This is a genomic window from Trinickia sp. HAY1-2D (assembly GCF_056754935.1).
This window is the reverse complement of the sequence record NZ_JBPGWX010000001.1, coordinates 607,750-626,612: the sequence shown is the minus strand read 5'-3', so window position 1 is coordinate 626,612 and position 18,863 is coordinate 607,750. Positions and strand designations below refer to the sequence as shown.

General features: G+C 64.7%; 14 protein-coding genes. 5 read left to right on the top strand and 9 right to left on the bottom strand.

Going from position 1 to position 18,863, the window contains the following annotated elements:
* Positions 1 to 19 precede the first annotated feature (19 nt).
* Positions 20 to 991: a LysR family transcriptional regulator gene (locus ACR9ZC_RS02750; protein ID WP_331568148.1), complete on the top strand. Its 972-nt coding sequence runs from the start codon at positions 20 to 22 to the stop codon at positions 989 to 991.
* Here ACR9ZC_RS02750 and ACR9ZC_RS02745 read toward each other — a convergent pair.
* Complete coding sequence (locus ACR9ZC_RS02745) at positions 934 to 5,817, bottom strand: hypothetical protein (protein WP_481579019.1); 4,884 nt, start codon at positions 5,815 to 5,817, stop codon at positions 934 to 936. The two genes, ACR9ZC_RS02750 and ACR9ZC_RS02745, sit on opposite strands and share 58 nt — an antisense overlap.
* Before the next feature lie 186 nt (positions 5,818 to 6,003).
* On the opposite strand from ACR9ZC_RS02745, the gene ACR9ZC_RS02740 reads away from it, so the two are divergent.
* The 3 genes from ACR9ZC_RS02740 to ACR9ZC_RS02730 all read left to right on the top strand — a co-directional run bounded on the left by ACR9ZC_RS02740 (position 6,004) and on the right by ACR9ZC_RS02730 (position 8,077).
* A complete protein-coding gene (locus tag ACR9ZC_RS02740) occupies positions 6,004 to 6,723 on the top strand; it encodes an N-acetylmuramoyl-L-alanine amidase family protein (RefSeq protein ID WP_481579018.1) in 720 nt (239 codons plus the stop codon).
* A gap of 299 nt (positions 6,724 to 7,022) precedes the next feature.
* Positions 7,023 to 7,661: a hypothetical protein gene (locus ACR9ZC_RS02735; protein ID WP_481579017.1), complete on the top strand. Its 639-nt coding sequence runs from the start codon at positions 7,023 to 7,025 to the stop codon at positions 7,659 to 7,661.
* Between the two features lie 89 nt (positions 7,662 to 7,750).
* Complete coding sequence (locus tag ACR9ZC_RS02730; protein WP_481579016.1) at positions 7,751 to 8,077, top strand: hypothetical protein; 327 nt, start codon at positions 7,751 to 7,753, stop codon at positions 8,075 to 8,077.
* A 119-nt stretch (positions 8,078 to 8,196) separates the two neighbouring features.
* On the opposite strand, the gene ACR9ZC_RS02725 is transcribed toward ACR9ZC_RS02730, so the two are convergent.
* Together ACR9ZC_RS02725 and ACR9ZC_RS02720 are read right to left on the bottom strand one after the other, a co-directional pair.
* A complete protein-coding gene (locus ACR9ZC_RS02725) occupies positions 8,197 to 9,147 on the bottom strand; it encodes a dihydrodipicolinate synthase family protein (RefSeq protein ID WP_481579015.1) in 951 nt (316 codons plus the stop codon).
* Positions 9,148 to 9,186: 39 nt separating this feature from the next.
* Complete coding sequence (locus ACR9ZC_RS02720; protein WP_481579014.1) at positions 9,187 to 10,506, bottom strand: MFS transporter; 1,320 nt, start codon at positions 10,504 to 10,506, stop codon at positions 9,187 to 9,189.
* Between the two features lie 292 nt (positions 10,507 to 10,798).
* Here ACR9ZC_RS02720 and ACR9ZC_RS02715 point away from each other — a divergent pair, with 292 nt between their 5' ends.
* Complete coding sequence (locus ACR9ZC_RS02715) at positions 10,799 to 11,899, top strand: LacI family DNA-binding transcriptional regulator (protein ID WP_481579013.1); 1,101 nt, start codon at positions 10,799 to 10,801, stop codon at positions 11,897 to 11,899.
* A 12-nt stretch (positions 11,900 to 11,911) separates the two neighbouring features.
* Here ACR9ZC_RS02715 and ACR9ZC_RS02710 read toward each other — a convergent pair whose 3' ends face one another.
* The 6 genes from ACR9ZC_RS02710 to ACR9ZC_RS02685 form a co-directional block, all read right to left on the bottom strand.
* A complete protein-coding gene (locus tag ACR9ZC_RS02710) occupies positions 11,912 to 12,433 on the bottom strand; it encodes a hypothetical protein (protein ID WP_481579012.1) in 522 nt (173 codons plus the stop codon).
* A gap of 478 nt (positions 12,434 to 12,911) precedes the next feature.
* Positions 12,912 to 13,853, bottom strand: coding sequence for a hypothetical protein (locus ACR9ZC_RS02705; RefSeq protein ID WP_481579011.1), 942 nt, complete (start codon positions 13,851 to 13,853; stop codon positions 12,912 to 12,914).
* Positions 13,854 to 13,865: 12 nt separating this feature from the next.
* A complete protein-coding gene (locus tag ACR9ZC_RS02700; RefSeq protein WP_481579010.1) occupies positions 13,866 to 15,167 on the bottom strand; it encodes a hypothetical protein in 1,302 nt (433 codons plus the stop codon).
* Positions 15,168 to 15,331: 164 nt separating this feature from the next.
* Positions 15,332 to 15,829, bottom strand: a complete 498-nt coding sequence (locus ACR9ZC_RS02695) for a phage protein NinX family protein (protein WP_481579009.1) — start codon at positions 15,827 to 15,829, stop codon at positions 15,332 to 15,334.
* Positions 15,807 to 16,610, bottom strand: coding sequence for an endonuclease/exonuclease/phosphatase family protein (locus tag ACR9ZC_RS02690; RefSeq protein WP_481579701.1), 804 nt, complete (start codon positions 16,608 to 16,610; stop codon positions 15,807 to 15,809). Before ACR9ZC_RS02690 ends, ACR9ZC_RS02695 begins: the two co-directional genes overlap by 23 nt.
* 26 nt (positions 16,611 to 16,636) lie before the next feature.
* Entirely contained in the window at positions 16,637 to 18,856 is a 2,220-nt protein-coding gene (locus ACR9ZC_RS02685) for a VTT domain-containing protein (protein ID WP_481579700.1), read from the bottom strand.
* Positions 18,857 to 18,863 lie beyond the last annotated feature (7 nt).

Here is an 18,863-nt window from a genome sequence, read left to right as displayed (position 1 = left end):
TTGGGCATAACATCAGGTCATGCCAAGCTTACGCAGAAAACTGCCCAGCGCGAATGCGCTATTCGTCTTCGAAGCCGCCGCGCGCTGCGGGAATTTCACGCGCGCGGCGCAAGAGCTGTATGTGAGCCAACCGGCCGTCAGCCGTATGCTGTCGCGCATGGAGGACCACATCGGCGTGCGCCTGTTCGAGCGCGTGCATGGCGGAATTGAGCTGACCGAAAACGGCCGCATCCTGTATCGGAAGATTTCGGAGGGATTGAACGGAATCGAGGATGCCATTCGGGAGATCGAAGCGCGTGCAACCGGCGTCGAGCCCGTGACGCTGTCGGTCTCCACCGCCTTCACGACACACTGGCTGATGCCGCGGATGAGCCGGCTCAATCAGGCGTTTCCCTCGGTCGATCTGCGTTTTCAGCTGATCTCGGGCCGCATCGGCGGGCCGCTCGGCGATGTCGACCTTGGCATGCGCTTCGTGCAGCAGGGTGAAATGCGCGAAAACAGCGTGCCGGTCATGCCGGAGATATTGCTGCCCGTTTGCAATCCGCGCTATCGCGACATGGCGCGCACCGACGAATGGCATGCGCATGGCGATACAGTCATCGTGATGGACGACGAAGAGCGCGGCTGGCACACGCGTTTCGCAGCGTTCAGGAACGAGACGCGTCATGCGAGCGGCGTGTTGAGCTTCAACGACTACGCCATCGTCCTCCAGGCCGCACTGCTCGGCCAGGGAATCGCGCTAGGGTGGGTCAGCGTGGTCATGCACTGGCTCGCGCAGCACGCCCTCGTGCCCGCCGAGGACGAACTGCTCGTGACGAATCGAATGTGCTGTTTGTCGTGGGCCCCTGGCAAGCCGCTGCGGCCGATCGTCGCCGAAGTCCGCGAGTGGTTGATCGCCGAAATGCGAGCGGATCTCGCGGCCGTCGATACTGTCTATCCGGCGCTCGGGCTCGCGGCAGCGGTGGAATCGGGGTTGCGCGACTGGACTTGAGCAGGCTTCAACGACGATAGGCGCGTGCGCCGCAGAGCGGCGAGTGCGGCATCGGCATTGTTTATCCTGCCGCCGACCAGACGCACGGCAGCAACCCCGGGCACGCCGTCGGCACGATGACGGTCGAGCAGCTCGCGGCCAATCGCGGAGAATTCGTCTTTTTCAGCAAGCGAGGGATTCGCCAGCGCGAGCGTGGTGATCACGCGCCCGCGTAACGCATCGGGCAGTTGCCGGCCGCGCTCCTCGAACAGCTCCCGGAATTGCCGCTGATAGGCGAGCGGCAGCGCCTGGAACCGGTCCGCCATCGCCTCGAGCGCAACGGCGATCTCCTGCGGACGGCGTTGCGGGGCCATCAGCGCCGAGCGGAGCGTCCGCAACGAGCCGTCGGGCCCGCCGGAGGCGAGGAAAGGCTGGTCGAGATCGGGGCGCGTCACCGCGGTGCCATTGTGCAACTGCGGCGCGCCGAATGCCGTCGCCAACGCCTCGAGCGCACGGCCGACGGCGGTCGGGCCGCCGAGTTCGATGGCGAGCGTGCGGCGTGCAGCATCGGCCGTCGCAAAATCGCGGAACAGATTATCGACGACCGAATCGCGGATGTCGGCCGGTGCGCCTTCGCCCGAGATGTAGCGCAGTGCAGTGGCCTGCATCCGGCTCGGCAGCGTGGGCAGTACGGCCAGCAGTTGGCTCGCGGCCGCGGCCGGGACCGCTACGACCATAGCGGCGCCCTCCACCACTCGATCCGCCTCGGCATCGCTGCGCGCCCCGGTCGCAACGTTCGCAAAGAGCCGCAGCGTATCGCGCTGAGTGGCCTTGCTGTCGTCCATTGCGTCGGCCATCGCGCGCCATCCGTTTGCGGCGGCTGCAATTTCCGTAGCCGACAGCGTGCCAAGACGATCGAGTTCCGCGCTTAGCACTTCGGCAAGCGATCGAGGTTCGAGGCGGCCCGCCGTAGCGAGGAAACCATCGATCAGCGGTTGCCGCGCAGGGCCGCTGTCGCGCACGATATGACTCGCGAGGTCCGATAGCGCTTCGTCCGACAAATCAGGAATCCGGCTCAACACCGTATCGACGACGCGGCGGGCTTGTGTCTCGTGTGACGTGGTCTCGGAGGCGGTCGACGGCAGAGCGTTCGCAAGGAGCGCAATTGCTCCGCTGACGAAGTGGCGTTCGTCCTCGAGCTGGGCGACGACCGACAGCAAAGCGTCGCGCGCCTCGGGCGTCGCCTCGTCGTACGCCTCGAACATGTCGTGCAATGCGGCTTGCTGATTAGTGTCGTTCAAGCGCGGCCACACCGCTTTAAGCAATCCGGTGAGTTCCTCGGCAGCCTGGGCGCTGCCCTTGAAGCGCGCAAGGCTCGTGGCGAAACTCAGCAGCGGCAGTTGATTGCGTGCAGCCGGCCCCCTCGGCGCCGGCACCTCGGGCGCAATATTGTGCAGCGCGGTTCTGAACCCGGCCCGCGACCGCTCGTCGAGCAGCGGGTAGAGCTGCAACAGCGGCGGCACCGTCGACGCCGCTTCACGTGCGTCTTCGATGAACGTTTGCGGGCGCAATCCGAGCAATAGATTGGCCGCGGCCACACTCGCGGCTTCGGGCCGTACCGGCATACCGTCGCGTTGTGCTTCGCGGATCATCGCCAACAGGACCGAGCGTTGTGTGGCGTCGGTCCAGTTGGCCGATTTGCTTGCCACCGCCCGATCGATCGCGGCCTGCGCCGCTTTGCGTTCGGCGTCGCCGAGCCCCCCGGTGCCGCAGGCCAGGAGATTTTGCAGATAGCGCGCCGCATGGATCCGCGCCAGCGGTGTACTGGCCGCACCTTTTCGTTCCTTGACAGCCGCGGTCAGCGTTTTCACGAGCGTCGCGCGCCATGTGGGATCGTCGCCCATCACCTGCGAAAAGAGCTGATCGCGCTGCCGCACGTCGATTTCCGTGGGCAACGTGCCTTGTACGATGCAGCCCAGCACGCGTGCAAGGTGGGTCTTCGATTTCGCATCGCCTTGCTCGGCCGTAGTCGACAGCGAACGCAGCAATTCGCGATAGAGGGGCAGGAATGCAGCGCTTTGCGTCGTACGCTCTCGGAGGTTCCAGGCGACATCGCGTTCGAGTGCGTCGAGTGCCACGTCGAGCGCTTTGCTTTTGGGGCTGCTGCGTCCGACGGCGGTTCGCCATGCAACAGTGGCGCCCGCGGCGACGGTGATCGGCGGCAAGACGGCCGACCATCCCATGCTGCGCTTTTGGCCGCGGGATCGCGGCAATAAACTGTGTGCGCCGCGCTCGGCACTCCAACCTTCCCTGGACAGGAGCAGCTCCTGCAGCAGCGACGCGAGTGCGCCGCCGCGCAAATGAGCCAGGCCTGCCTTGATCGCATCGAGCGCGTGCGATTGATGGGCATCGCTCCCACTGTAGCGGCTCGTGGCCAAATGTCCGGTGACCTCGATCAGTTCTTTCGCGAGCCGCGCTTTGTGATGTGGTAGGAGATGGCGCTTTTCGAGTTGCTGGAGCACCAGCATCATGACGTCGGCCACCGTTTGGCGATCGCCCGATGCCGTCCCGAACGCCGGCAGCTGGGCAATCAACGCATGCAGCATCTCGTAGCGCTGCGCTGACTCGACGGCAGGCCGGTTGCCGCTTTCGATGCGGTCGTCATCCCCCGCTAAGAGGGCCTTGGCAAAGCTGACGAAATGATGACGATGTCCCCGCAATGCGTCCATGTCCGACGCCAGGGCCAGGATTTGCTTGAACGCCGTGCGATTGTCGACGATCCCCTCGATCGCCGAGCGGGCGTCGGCACCGCGCGGCCCGCTGCATTGGTTCAAGTAGTCATCGACGATGCGCGAGCGCTGCCGGGTGCTCGCCAGCCATTTCGGGTCGGCGGGCCAATTGATCGCCCGGTCTTGCGCGAATGCCGCGGGCCGTTGCCGCGATATGACGGCGCGCGCCACATCTCGCAAGGAAACCATCTGGCGAGGCGCGGTATCGAGAACCCAGGTGCGCTCGAGCGTCCCAACGAAAGCCGCTCCTTCCGCAGGCGTGAGCTCGGCCGCGATGTCGCCTAGACGATCGTGCAGCGCGTGAACGCGCGCGGCGCGGCCCCATGTGCCGACTGTTTGCTGGATCTGGTCGACGCTTGGCCGCTCCGTGTCCAACGCGGCACTCGTGAGCATGCGTGCGAGCCGCTGCTGCTCGACGGTGCCGCCCGCGGCAAAGTGCATGGCGACGCGAGCGAGTTCAATGCGCGTATCGAGCGGCGTATGCGGTCCGAGCGAGCGGCGTATCTCATTCGCGATTGCATCGTTGAGCGCCCGATCGCGCTCGGCAGGCGAAGTGCCGGAAGGCAACTGTGCGGACAGCCGTGCGGCCAGCTTCGGCAACTGAGCGAGCGCGGTCCTTTGTCGTGTCAGTTCGCTCCTGTGCTCGGCCACTGCCGCAGCATCGGTTGCGACGGTCGCCCGAAACGGCGAAGCAAGCGTAGGTACGAGTTGCGCAGCGCGACGCGGCACGGGCTCCCGAGCGGGACCATCGGCAAGCCATGTCTGCGCCGAAGCAAGCTCCGCGGACAAACCGGCAAGCGCATGCCGAGCGGGGCCGACCGGCATATCGTCACGGAGTTCGGCCACGCGCTCAGCGGCGCCCGTCAACACGGACGACACACTGAGGGCCGCACCGCCAGCTTCGCGGATCAGCGCATGCTCACCGTCGACCGATGCGGCCATCATCGCACGCAGACCGTCGGCGAGTCGCGATGCCTCCTGCCCCAGGCGGTCACGGCCGCTGTCGCTCGAGTCCAGCAGCGCGGGGCGCAGCGTGCCCAGCATCGCAAGTTCGCCGATCACCGACGCTTCGGGCATGAGCTCGTGCGTGTCGATGGCGCGCTGCAATGTGCAATGGACCGAGTCCGCCTGAATGGCGTCGAGGGCCGCGCGAGCGGCCTCCAGTTGCGCGCGTGCGCGGGCCACCCCGTCACCGTCGTCGGGCGCGAAGTCGAGCGCGAGCTCGAGTTCATCGAGGTGATCGACGGCCTCTTGCAGTCGGGCGCCCAGCGTCCGAGTGCCGTCATTGCCACTCAAAGCCAGAGCTGCCATCGCGCCGGCGGCCGATGTCTCGGTTGCGGCTCTCGCACTGCTGTGCACGCGCGCGGTCAGCGTCAGGAGTGGCGCGAGCGCGGCCATGTCGCCGCGTGCCAGTCGCATACCGAGTTCGGCGGGGCTGGCGCTGGGCGCTTGCGCCGGTCCCACGTCAGGGTGGGATGCGACGCCTGCAAGCTGCGTCAACAATGCATCGGCTTTTGCGCTGCCTGCCTGAGAGGATCGGGTCAGCGCGAGCCGCAAACCGTCGGAGCCGATCCGCGGCGAAGCCAGCGGCTCGATGCCCAGCAGTATCGACATGCCCCATCCCCCGCCCGGATGGGCTTGATAGCGCTTGGCCGGGGTGACCGATGCCGATGTGCTGGCAACGCCCTCTCGGTCGACGACGTTTGGCTCGATGCCCGCGAGCTCCGGCCCATGTTCATCGAACATGGGTGCCTTGCCCTTGCCCGAGACCGCGCGCGGTAAGGGAACCGGTTCCGAAGAGGGTTCCCGAATGACGAGCGGCTGAGACGGCGGTGCATTGCGCGGCGCCGGTGCGGCCGCTACCCGCGCACCGCGCACAGCCGTAGACATCCTGCCGAGCATGGGATTGCGCTCGCGGCTGCGACCGGCATTCGGCTGCCCGGGGTTCGCCAATGGCGGGGAACTTTGCTGCGCTGAGGTGCGCCCGTTCGAAGCAGCTTCGTCGGCGGGCGCGCTTGTTCTGCGCAGTACGGGTAGCGACAGCCTCAATCTCGACATCGATGCCTCGTGTAATTCATGAACGTCGTGTTCATTGAACCAACGGGCGAGTCGTGCACGCTACGCGCGGGGCGAAATTAGAGGGACCTTGGCGAAGCGGGTTTCGAACGGTGTCCGATATGAATGTGATAATCCACGTCACCCTTGACTCAATGCGTTCGGCCTAGCCTTGCCGTGTCGATTCACATGAACTTCAAAAACAGTGCGCGCCTACGAGCCGCGCAGACGATCTTCGTTTGCCTTGCGTTCTTCCACGGTTCCGTTGCGCTATGCGCTTCGCGGATGCCCTATGTGGTGATCGATACCGGCCATACGCCTGCCCGCCCCGGCGCAACCGGTGCGAGCGGGCGCGTCGAATACCGCTACAACCTCGATCTGTCGGCGGCCGTAGCGGAGCGCTTACACGCCGATGGCGACCGCGTCATGCGCACGGCGGCCGACGGCCGCGAGATCGCGCTAAGCGCACGTTCGACGCAGGCCCCCGACGCAGACCTGTTCGTCTCGATCCATCACGATTCGATTCAGCAGCCGTTCATCGACGCGGGACGGCAACGGGAATTCCGCGGCTTTGCGATTTTTGTCTCCGAGCGCAATCCCGCCTATGCGAAAAGCTTGAACTGCGCGCGGGCTATCGCTGGCCAATTGCTGGCCGCGGGCGAAATGCCCTCGCTTTATCACGCGCAGCCAATACGCGGGGAGAACCGGCCCCTCATCGACGCCCATCTCGGCATTCATCGGTTCGACGACCTCGTCGTGCTGCGCACGGCGCCCATTGCGGCGGTCCTCGTGGAAGCCGGGGTCATCGTCAACCCCGACGAGGAAGCGCGCCTCGCGCGCCCGGAGACGATCGATCGCTTATCGGGGGCGATTGCGAGCGGCATTCAGGCCTGCGTTGTTTCGCGGTAACCACTTCCGCGTCCACATTCCCGCCTCTCCGAAGCCAAAAGGAAGTGAACATGAATGGGTTGCCCAGAACGAATGCAAGCGGCTCGGGTTGGCCCGAACGCGCTCCGAACCAACCGGGTTCCGGCTCAACGCAGCCCGAGACGCCGCCTGTCGCGGCACGGCGCCCCGCCGCGACGGGCGGCTTGAGCGACCTTCAACAGATATCTTCGTCCGGGTCCACGTCTCGAGCCAGCGCGCCGCCACGCCGAGCCTCGGGGGGCGGATCGGCCGCAAGCGATGCCGTATTTTCCGCTGATCAAATGCGCGAAATTGACGAGGTCGTGCATGAGCTGACCGTCGATTCGCTCGTGGGGACCAAACCGGGGCAACCGCAATCTCCAGTGAGCGGGATTTGGGACAAGCTCGTAGCCCTCGAATCGATGTGCGGGGGGCTGCGCACCGTTCAAATCGACGCACTGAGAGAGCGGCTGCTGGACGCAATCGGACAATCTGCCCATTCGCGCGAGGACGCGGATCTCCTGCGTCAAGTCGTTTCGGCGTTGACCCAACGAGCCGATACACGCCGGCTGCCTCAGGTGATGGCCGACATCACGTTCGAACGTATGCAATTGCCGGAGCTGGAATTGGATTCGACCGGTCAGACCGTGCCGGATTCGCGCTATTTCAACAGTGCTCTCGTCCCGCTCGTCGAGGTCGCCTACGATCACGATCCGATGGGGCGCACGCTGCTGTGGAAGGGCGCATGCACGCTTTTCCCGGGACCTGGCCGCGCGGAGAAACTGGATTTGGCGATATTTTCATTGGCCAAAGATTCCGGGCTCGTCTCTCCCTTCGACTTCTATCTTGCTGTGGACGCATTGGGCCTCGACGAGGAAGTCACCGACCAGATGCTCGATGAGATGCGCAGGAAAGCAGGCGACGCCACTCCACCACGCTAACTTGTCGCGCTTTCCGGTCAACCGGTTGGCTTCGGCGCCGTTTACGGATTGAAGCAATCGGCTTCGCGCTATTCGATGAGGAGACGGTCATGTTCAAAAAGTTTGTCGCGGCAGCTATCGTCAGCATATTCGCCACAGGTGTCGCACTGGCTCAAACCGCTGCTTCGGCGCCGGCCGCCCCTGCTGCCGCCGCAAGTACGATGAAAGGCGGAGATTGCGAGTCGAAGGCAGTAAGCAAGGACGGCAAGCCCCTCAGCGGCGCCGCCAAAGCCTCGTTCATGAAGAAATGCGAGCGCGATGCCAAGAAGTCCATGAGCGCCCAGTGTGAAAGCAAGGCAGTCGGAAAGGACGGCAAACCGCTGCATGGCGCCGCCAAGACGTCGTCGGTCAAGAAGTGCATGGCGGAGGCCGGCTGACCACCGGTTGCGGGGGAACAGCAAAAAGCCGGACTCTTCAGTCCGGCTTTTTGTCGCCCTATCGCAGCGTATGAGCGCTACGCCCAGCCGTTGAACGCTGCGCGTGCAGGCCTCGCTGCTTATTTCAGAGCAGCGATGCGCGCTCGAAAATGCTCCGTGCCCGAAACGATACTGTCGAGCACGGCATCGAGCGCCCAGAAGCGTTCGCGGACGTCGTAGTCGATCGCGCGGCAGCGAATCGAGCCGAACGTGCCGATGCGCTGGTGATAAATCTTCGCGAGCGCAGGATAGCCGAGCGATTCCGATACGGCGGAGACGACGAGGAACGTGGACAACTCCTGCGCCAGCTCGGGCGCCGTGTGCGCCGACATTCTGAGCCACCGGTAAAGATCCGGATGAAAGTTCGTAAAAACGCCGTTAAAACCGGCCGATCCCGCTTTCATTGCGTCCCATGCAATGGCCGCATTGGCGTTCAATATCTTGAGCGGCGAGCCGCTCGCCAGCGCAATGCGCCGCTTCAAGACGCCCAGATCGCAACTGACATCTTTCAGCATCACGAACCGCCCCGAATCGATGCAAACGGACAGTTCCTCGTCGGTCAGTAGCCGGCGGTACGGCGCCGGGCATTCGTAAAGCCCCAGTGGCAAATCGGACGGCAGACGCGACAGTAGCCGCTCGAGGTTCTCCCGGAAAGCCTGTGCGCCTTGGCGATGGGGATCGAGCCGGTTGGTGACGAGCACCACTGCGTCCGCGCCCGATTCGGCTGCCGCCTTCAATTCTTCGTACTGCGCCTGCGGTGCATGGCTGATGTGCCCCGAGACGGCGACGGGCACGCGCCCCGCAACGCGATCGACCACGAAGCGCGCCAGATCCGCGCGCTCGGCGAGGCTCAGAAACTGCATCTCGCTCGATTGCGCCACCGCGAAAAAAGCATCGGCGCCATGTTGCAAATACCACTCGATGAGCCGCTCGAGTCCGCCGTAGTCGATTTCGCCGGACTCGTCGAACGGAGTCAACATGACCGGCACGATCCCTTCTATCGTCGTGTCGGCGCGTCGAGCGTTCTGCATGTGATTCTCCTTGAGGTTGAGTGCGGGCTTGTCGCCCGATCAGGCCGGCAGCGGCACATTGGCGGCGCCGGACTCGTGTTCGGGGATCGGCTTATTGACGAGCAGCAGGTACGCCATCGCGCCGACGAAGGCGATGACCGCGGCGGTCAGCAGCGCCGGAACGAACGACCACTTCTGTGCGATGACGCCCGTGAGGACCGGCGCCAGCGCGCCGCCAATGAAGCCGCCGAAGTTCTGGATCGCGCCGAGCGAGGCAATGCGGCTTTGCGGCGCCGCCGCCGTGGCGAGCGCCCAGGAACAGGCCGAGGCGGCGTTCGCCAGAAAAATCACGACCGAAATGCAGGCGAGCGCGACGATATTGCTTTGTGCGAGCGCACCCGGAATCGTGAACACCACCATGCCGAGCATACAGATGACGACCGCATTGCGGCGTGCGATCACGGTCGAGCGGCTTTTGCGCGCGACGAGATCGGAGAGCCAACCGGCCGACAATGCGCCCAGGAAGCCGCAAAAGAACGGAACGGATGCGGCAACGCCCGTACGCATGAGAGTCATGTGTCGCTCGGCCGTCAGATAACCGGGCAGCCAGGTCAGGTAGACCCAGTTCAGATAAACGGAACCGAAGAAGCCGATCAACATGCCCCAGGTGGTGCCATGCTGGAACAGGCTGCGCCAGTCGGCAAACGTCACGTTCGATTGCGTGACGACTTCCTGAGCGTCGGCATCGAGGTAGCGGCATTCGTCGGGCGAAAGTTGCGCACGCACCGGGTCGCGATAGAGGATGAACCAGACCACGGCGACAGCGAGTCCAACAGCGCCCGTCGCGATGAATGCCCAGCGCCAGTGAAAGGAGACGACGAGAATCGACAGCAGGAGCGGTGCCAGTGCCGTGCCCAGCGGCGATGCGGAGTTGAAGATTCCGGTGGGCGTGCCGCGTGCTCGCAGCGGGAACCAGTTGCCGACGACTCTGGCCGCCGAGGGAAATTGGGGCGCTTCCCCGATGCCCAGTGCGATGCGGGCGAGGATGAACCAGCCGAACGTCGACACGAGTCCCCCCGCCGCCTGCGCGAGCGACCAGACGATGAGTCCCAGGCCGAGCAGACGCCTCGGTCCGATCCTGTCGGCCAACGCACCGATCGGCAACTGACACAGCGCGTAACTCCACGAAAACGCCGAAAGAAGCACGCCCATCTGGCTCAGCGACAACCCGAGGTCCGCCCGGATCGAGGCGTTGGCTACGGCGAGCGTGCCGCGATCGAGGTAATTGACGACGCCGCTGATCATCAGAAGCGTGAGTGCGATCTGCTGCGCACGCTTGATGCGCGGCGGAGCGACGGGGACTGCCGAGGTTTCGCTCATTGCGGATGTCTCCATGTCTTTTCGGTGCCGTGTCGTGTAACCGCTTACACTTTCATCCGATTTATACCCGCTGGCCGGCAAACGAATGGAACAAATTGCGCTAGGCAGGCGTGGCAGCTGGCATAATTGGTGGACAGATAGGCTGTCAGCGCTTACATTCGCATGGACGACCTATGAGATGCAACCCCATCCCGGCAATTCGAGGGTAAACGACGATGATCGATGAATCGATTCGCGGCTTACGTGGCTCGTTTCAGTGTTGCCGCACGCCGGCCTTTTTGGTGAACCGTGCATGAGCACAACGCCTTCGCGCTCGCGTGCAGCGCCCGCCGCCGCGGCATCCCCTGCCCCGCGCGCGCGGCGCGGGACGGGACGCTCCGTGCTGGGCGACGTCGCCAAGCTCGCCGGCGTATCGACGGCAACGGTGTCGCGCGTCTATAACGAGCCCGGTAAGGTATCGGCTGAAGTGCAGCAGCGCGTACATGATGCTGCGCGGGCTTTGAACTGGATTCCGAACGCCGCCGGACGCGCCCTTGCCTCGACACGTTCGCATATCGCCGGCGCGATCATCCCGACACTCGACAATCACGTTTTCGCGTCGCAAGTTTCCGGGATGCAGTCCGTGATGGCTGAGCAGGGCATCACGCTCTTTCTCGGGTGCTCGAATTACGATCCGGCGCAGGCGCTCACGCAAGTGCGCGCGATGCTCGCACGGGGCGTCGAAGCGGTTTCGGTGGTGGGCGAATCCTATCCTGCCGAATTGTTCGAACTCCTCATCGATCGCCGTGTGCCGTATGTCGTCACCTATGCTTATCGCGAGGGAAGTCCGCATTGCTGCGTCGGCTTCGACAATCGCGCAGCCTTCGCGAGGCTGACCGCGCATTTGCTCGAACTCGGACATCGCGATATCGCCGTCATCATGCAACCGTCAGTCGATAATGACCGCGTTCAAGCGCGCCTGCGTGGTGTGCATGAAACGCTGGCGGCGCATGGGCTTGCGGTGCGGCCGGTGCATTTTTGTGAAGGGCCCTCGACGATTGCATTCGGCCGCGCGAGCTTGCGCAAGATATGGGCTACGCCGGATGTGCGCCCCAGTGCGATCTTATGCGGTAACGACAACCTGGCCATCGGTGCGTTGCTGGAAGCGCAAGCGCTGGGGATCGCCGTGCCTGATCAATTGTCGATCACGGGTTTCGACGATATCGCGCTTGCCCGCGAACTCGATCCCGCGTTGACGACGATGTGGGTCGACACGAACGAGATCGGGCGCGCAGCAGCGCAATCGTTGCTCGATATGCTCAAGGGCTGCGCTCCGGGGCCCGGCACCGAGATCGCGGCCAAACTCGAGATCCGCGGTTCCACGGGGCCTTTTCAGTCCCCTCGAACGGTTTGACTCACGCGCTGCTCAACCGGGGGAAAGCCACGAAGGAAGTTGGTCGCTGCCCGATTGATCGGGGGACGCGGCCGGGATCGTCGAGTCCGCCCTCTGGAGCGAGAGTTGTTCTTGCTCCAGCTCGTCTTGCAACTCGCCATTAGTTGGGTCCTGCTGGACTTCAGCGCGAAGTAACTCGATGTCCGCGTTCATTTGCGCATCGCGCGCCGAGCGAATTTCGGGCGGCTCCGGCACCACCTTGCCATCCGGTCCTGTGGCGCTCTCCTCCTCAATCATGTATGCGTCCAAGGCCGGCTTCAGCGCGCGCCCTTGTCCAATCAGAGTCTCGTACTTTTGCACAAAGGATTGCTGGGCTCGGGCTAGATCAGGGTTCGAGGGCGGCACCTGAGCCGCAACGAGCAATGCCTCTTTCTCACAAGCCTGATCCAGCGCGAATTGTGCTGCGGGAACGCTCAAGGTCGAGGGTTGCGGCAGTGACGGCACGCTCGTGGGCGATGCGGCGCTCGTGCTCGGATCCTGCACGGTGCTCGACACCGTAGGCGAATCGGTCGGCGTCGGGTCGGTCGATTGCCCCGATGAGGACGGCGAGGATGCGCCCGTCGGCTGTCCGGATACGCCGCTGCTGCTGCAGCCTGCCATCATGGCGACGCCGACGCCCGCTCCGGCGGCGACGAGCCCGAGCTTGGCCAATGTTCGGATTCGAGGGCGCCCGGCCGACGACGCTTCTGAGTCACGCGAGCCAGCTTCGCCGCGCGAAGTCGGGAATATCGAGAGCCTGGCCGAGCGGGTCGGCATCGCCGTAGGTCCGGGTGTGCCAGCCGCGCGGCGCTCCTGCGTTTCGGCCCGTCCCGCGTCCGTTGCTGCATTACCGCGACGAATCTGCATTCGACTCTCCCAAAGACGTTCCAATACCTCCTCGCAATGTAGCGGCGGCGATGCTGCGCAGCGTTGCGGATGCGAATTGGGCGCCGCCAAAACGAATCGTCACACTGTTGCGGCGGGACGGTTACGATCAGGTCGTCGTTCCCGAGGCGAGCTGCGTCGGGGCGCTTGCGATCGCGCGTTTGCGGCGCGGTGCAGACCGGTCGGCCGCCACGTCGAAGACGACGAGCAACGAAACGATGGCAATGCCCACGGCCGTGCGCCAATCGAATGTCTGCAGGTTTGCGGAAGTCGCCAACAAAAGCGAGATGAACGGTTGAACGGACATGCAAACGAGGACGGCGAACGGTCCGCTCAGTTGCACGGCGGATTGCAGCAGCAGCGTCGGGAGCATGACTCCCGCCAAGGTGACGACAACCGCGATGCCGACGGTACTGCCGTCCACCGCGATATGTAGCGAATCAGGGAGCGCCAGACACCATACGAGCGTCGCGCAAACGGTCAAATAAAAACGCTGGGAAACGATTCGCGAACGCGACCAGCCGCGCTCGGCAAGCTCAGCGCAAACCGACATCGTCAGCGCCGACGAGGCCCCCGTGACTGCGGTCGCCGCCATGGCGATCCAGATCGACAGCCGACTCAGCCCGGCATGCCCCGCGCCATCGAACTGCCTCGCCCCGAGCAGCAGGCAGGCGACGAGAACGCCCGTGCATATAACCAATCTCCGAGGTGTGGGCCACGCACGCCTTTTGATGCTGTCGGACAGCGCTCCGACGATCAGCGCAACGCCGGTGTCGATCGCCACGACGACCGAAGGATCGAGCTCGCGCAAGGCGAAGAAAAAGCAGAGATAGGTGATGGCGGTGTAGACGTTGTTGCGGATCAGCAGGTCGTAATCGCGCCGCGGCATGCTGAATCCGTTTTTCAAATTCAATATGAGCGTCGTGAGCAAGAAACTGCCGAAGACGAATACGGGTTCGGGAATGCCGGAAAGAAAATAGGTATAAAGCACCTGCCCAAGCGCTTGCAGGCATATCGCGGCCATTGCCTGAAAAGGTCCGTAAAAGCTCATGGGACACTCCGTTCAGCAGGCCGCAGCCGAGGCTTCGACCGTCTCGTAGTCGATCTCGTAGAGCAGCCCCTCGGCGTCCCATTCCCGAATCTGCTCGCGGTCGCGCCTGATCAGCGCCGCATCCTCGTGCACGAGATAGATGGCGCCGCCCCACCCTGTCGAATCCGTCGTGAGATGAACGCGCGTACCGACAGGCAGTGTCCGGTAGATGGCATGGAACGTCGGCAGTTCGAGCAGCCGCTCGAGGCCGTCGACCCCCGTGATGACGCCATCGCCGGCGAACGCGAAGAACACCTTCGTCAGATGGCGTCCGGGCAAATATCGGTCGCTGCGCCGGCGCATCTCGTTCATCCATTCCGGCTGCATCAAATCCAGGGCGTGGTAGATCGACTGGGTCTTCAGCCCGGCGGCGGCATACGAGTCGCGATCCATCGCCGCCCCCATCAGGCGCGCGCCCGTTTCGATCATCGCTGGACCGCGAGCCGTCCATTTCAACTCGCTGTGTGCTGTGCCGTTCACGATGCCTAGCGCGTCGAGCGCGTCGAATGTATAGCGCAACAACGAAGAGGCGGTACGCGATTCCGGTGCCAGCAGTTCGAAGTCCTCCATGACCATGGCATAGCCGGGAAGCAGGCGAATGTTGACGCGCCATGCGTCCGTCATGAAATGGCGCCCGTCGCGGCTGACGGTATTGACAATGTACTGCGTGCCGTCGAGCCACGATTGAACGATCAACTGCCGATTGGGCTGCGCGAACACGGTATGCGCCGCGAATGCCTTTCGACAGGCCGTGCGCACCTCGTCGAGGCTGCGGCAGATCGTGACGTTGTCCGAACCGGCGCTGTCGAGCGGCTTGACCACGAGCGGCCAATTGCCCTGGCGCTGTGCCCAGGCAACGGCCTCGTTCTCGCTGTCGACGAGCGCCTGCTCGGCCGCCAGCAAGCCGCGGCGGTGCAGTGCCGCGATCATGCGGAACTTGTTGCGCCGCTCGGCAACGAGCGGATAGAGATTCGTAGGTGCGCCGACGAGATGGGCGAGCCGCTCAGCGTAGCTCACACCCATCTCCGAGCCGGCGAGTACATGATCGACGTCCATCGCCAGCAGCATGCGGGCCGCTTCATCCTCGGCACCGAGATAGCCGAGATCGGCGCGGTAAGGCGTGGCATCGATTCCCGCCCGAAAGACGGAAGGCGGCTCGGGCGTCGAGCATAAATGAAAGAGCTCGGCACCCATCGTCTTCAGATCATGCGCCAGTTCCCGGCCCATCGAGTATCCGTCGACGATCACGATGTTCTTCGCTTGAATCGCACCCATCCATGAACTCCTTCGCAGGTCGCGCACGCGAGCGTCAGTGCGCCGTCGCTTCATCGTAGGCAAGCGGCCCCGGCCGCTCGCTACTCGAACCCGTAGCGATCGATGACAATTGCTGCGAAGAATGCGGACCGTGCAGGCGCGCGCGAAGCGGCGCGCTGCGGCGATCAGGTGCGCGGTATCGAGCGGATATCGCCGGTCGGGTCGCTCTCGCGTGGGCCGTCTTCGGCATAGGTGGGCGCCGTCCCGCCGGCGTCGATCGGCACAATGGCGCCGCGGCGCACCGCATGGGGCGCGTCGGGGAGTCGATCGTCGACTTCCCTGCCGCAGCGCGCCTGCACGAATGCACGCAGCAGCGCGGTACGAAGCGTTGTCCCGGCGGCCTCCCCCGTTTCTTCGCAGTCTGCGAAGCGCGCCCGGCAACGCGCCGATCCGTCGTCCCGTGTCGTGAGTGTCAGCTCGCGGGCCAACTCCAGCACGATGCCCGCATCGGCCCAGTCCGCGCTCGGCGCAAAGCGCCGATCGAGCAGGCGCAGTTCGCCGTGCGCGAGCGTGACGACGAGCTCGGGCTCGATCGCCACGAAGCGGATTTCCTCGTCGTCGTCGACGAGCGCACGGGCGCACCAGTAATCCAGCGCGCGGTCAGTCAAGTCGTCGGTTTTCATAAGTTGCTCCCGGTTTGGGCGAAGGGGGCGGCACTTCGATCTGGGCAATCAACGGGAAGTGATCCGACGCTGTGCGAGCGAGCGCACTGCGATGCACGCTGACGCCCGTCAGCCATTCGCCCGGGTGGACCCAGATGCGATCGAGCGCGAAGATCGGGCAAAACGTCGGGAACGTACGCGGAGCCGGCGCCCGCCGGAAATGCGTGACGAGCGTCCGCAAGGCCTTGCCGCGTACGAACCATTCGTTGATGTCGCCGAGCAGGATCACCGGCAACTCGGTCGTGTCGAAAGCGTTCAGCAGCGTTCGCACCTGCGTACTGCGTTCGCCCGCGGACAACCCGAGGTGGGTCGCGACGATGCGCAGCAGCATCGAACCGCACGCGATATCCGCATCGAGTGCGCCGCGCGGCTCGCGGCCGTGAAACGACAGATCGAGCGTGCGCGCCGCGCGGATCGGCAAACGCGAGAGCACGGCATTGCCGTAGCGCCGCCGCGGCGTGTCCAGCGTCGGCCCTGCTGCCGCGTACATCCCCGTTGTGTCGCGCAGATGCGCCAGCACATCGGGCGCATCGCTGCCGCCCAGCGGCACTTCTTGCAACGCGACGACGTCCGCATCCAATTCCGCGATGACTTGCGCGACCCGTTGCTCCATTCGGTGCGCCGAATGCGTCGTCCACGCACCGAGGCCGCCGTGAATGTTGTAGGTGGCGATGCGCAGCGCGCATGCAACATCCGCGCGGACCGGCGTTTCGGCTGGCTCGGGCAGCGTGTCGGGCTCCATCGCCTCGACTGGGCTGGCTTGTGCAATCATCGGCGCGGGCTCAACCACCGTTGCAACAGAACGGACGCGCCGACGAGCGCTGCGCCGATCGCCACGAGCGTCGCCCACGCTCCCCCGCCAGGATGGCGAATCGTGGCCACCAGTTGGTGAGCGAACGTGACCGTCAACACTGTGCCGGGCAGCATTCCGAGCATCGTCCCGAGCAAGTAGTCGCGCAGACTGATATGCGATGCCCCGGCGACGAGGTTCACGACGGTGAACGGCGCGATCGGTAAGAGACGCAGTATCATCATCGTCACTATTCCGCGGCGCCCGATACGCTCGCTGAGCCGATTCGCACGCGCCCCGGCCAGCCGGCGCACCGCATCGCGCCCCAACGTGACGCCGATCCCGTAAGTCGCGGCCGCCGCCAGCAGCGTTCCGCCGAGCGCATAGCCCAAGCCCGGCCAAGCTCCGAAGGCGAGGCCGGTTGCGGCGATCAGGACGGTGATCGGCACCGACAGTACCGCCGCGACGATATATCCGCCCAGCACGATCAATGGCGCGAGCGGCAGTGTCCCGATGCGCCGGCCCCAATGCACGATCGACGCGAGGTTGATATCGTGCCCGAGCGGCGTAAACCGCCAGATCACCGTCAGCGCGACAATGGCCAGCACGAGTGTGCCGAGCAGTAACAGGCGCGCGGTCAGCGATCGGCCGTGCTCTTCGGGAACGAACTCGCGTACCAGCGCTTCCGGCTCGATCGGCTGCTCCGGATCGAGCCAGGCGTTGATCGGGACGACGGCATCGAGATCGCTCGTGATGACGGGCGTGAAAGGTTGCAGGGTCCGCGCCTCGTCGCGCGAGAGCGACGCGATCGCGTCATGAAGCCGCGCCGTGCGTTCGAGCGCCTTTTGGCATTCGGCTTCCGGAACGTCCAGATGCTCGCCGAGCAGACGGTTGCGCCAGCGCGCGATCGCCGCGCGCACCGCCGGGTCGCCGTTGGCATCGATCGCGATGTTGCATTCCGTATCGAGCACCATCGAGCGATTGTTCAAGTTGGCACTGCCAATGGTGATCGCGCGATCGTCGACGATCATGACTTTGCTGTGCACGTTCAGGCAGCGCGTGCCGAGCCCCTCGATATGCGGGCAGTACATTCGATAGCGACCGTGAACATCGGCTTCGACGAGCGCGCGATGCAGCCTTGCGCGCAATACGCCCATCGTCGCCTCTTGGAGCCAGCCGCTTTGCATCCGCGGCACGACGACCGCAACGTCCGGACCGTCCGGTTCCGCAAGGCGCGATGCAAGCGACTCGCGAACCACGGCTGCCGTGAAGTACTGGTTCTCGATATAGATATGCTCGCGTGCCGCCGCGATGAGATCGGCGGTCAGGTTGCGCACGTGCTGCAGCGGCTCGCGGCCGAGATGCGGGGGCTCGGTCAGCGAGATGCCGAGCATGACGTCGCGCAACTCGACGGTTGCATCCGGCGGCCAAGGGTCGGGTTCCTCGCCGTGCACAGACTCGGCCTGGACCGGGATCGAACGTCCGCAAGCGCGCTGCCATCGCTGCCGCGCAAGCTCGCCGATCGCGCGTGCGGCATCGCCGTCGAACATGGTCTGGACGTCGTGGAACGGCCCATACGTCTTGCCGTTCGGATCGCGCCGGCGGGGATCGTCGACCGCATGAGCCCGCGTATCCCAGCGGGAACGCGTCAGATCCATGCCACCGACGAATGCCAGACGGTCGTCGATCACGACGTATTTCTGGTGATGGGATGCGCCGCGCGGATGCGTGCCGTCGAGCCTGAACGACAGCGCATGATGCGAGCGCCAACTGGTTTGATAGACGGGCAGCCATTCGCGCTCGAACGCGTAGATCATGGCAAAGTCCCAGGCGAGGATGTAGATGCGCAAATGGCGCCTGAGTGCCCCGAGGGTTTGCAGAAATTCCGCAAGCGGCTCTGGAAATCCGTCGTTGGCCCCGTCCGGCACGAGTCTGATGCGGCTGTTGATGTCCCAGCCCACGATGAAGATCGTATGCCGCGCACGCTTCAAAGCCTCGCGCAGGACGGAAAAGTAGGCTTCGCCATCGATCAGGACTGCGAAACGATCGGCCCGGCGGATCGTGGCGCAGTTGCGGCCCGCTTCGAGCAGGCCATGCCGCGCGCAGTGCGGCGCCGTGGCAGCATGCACCTGCGCGTCCATTTCGCGTGCGCGCGCATCGATTGCCGGAGCACTGCTGCCGGCGATATCGCTCGTCATCGGCATG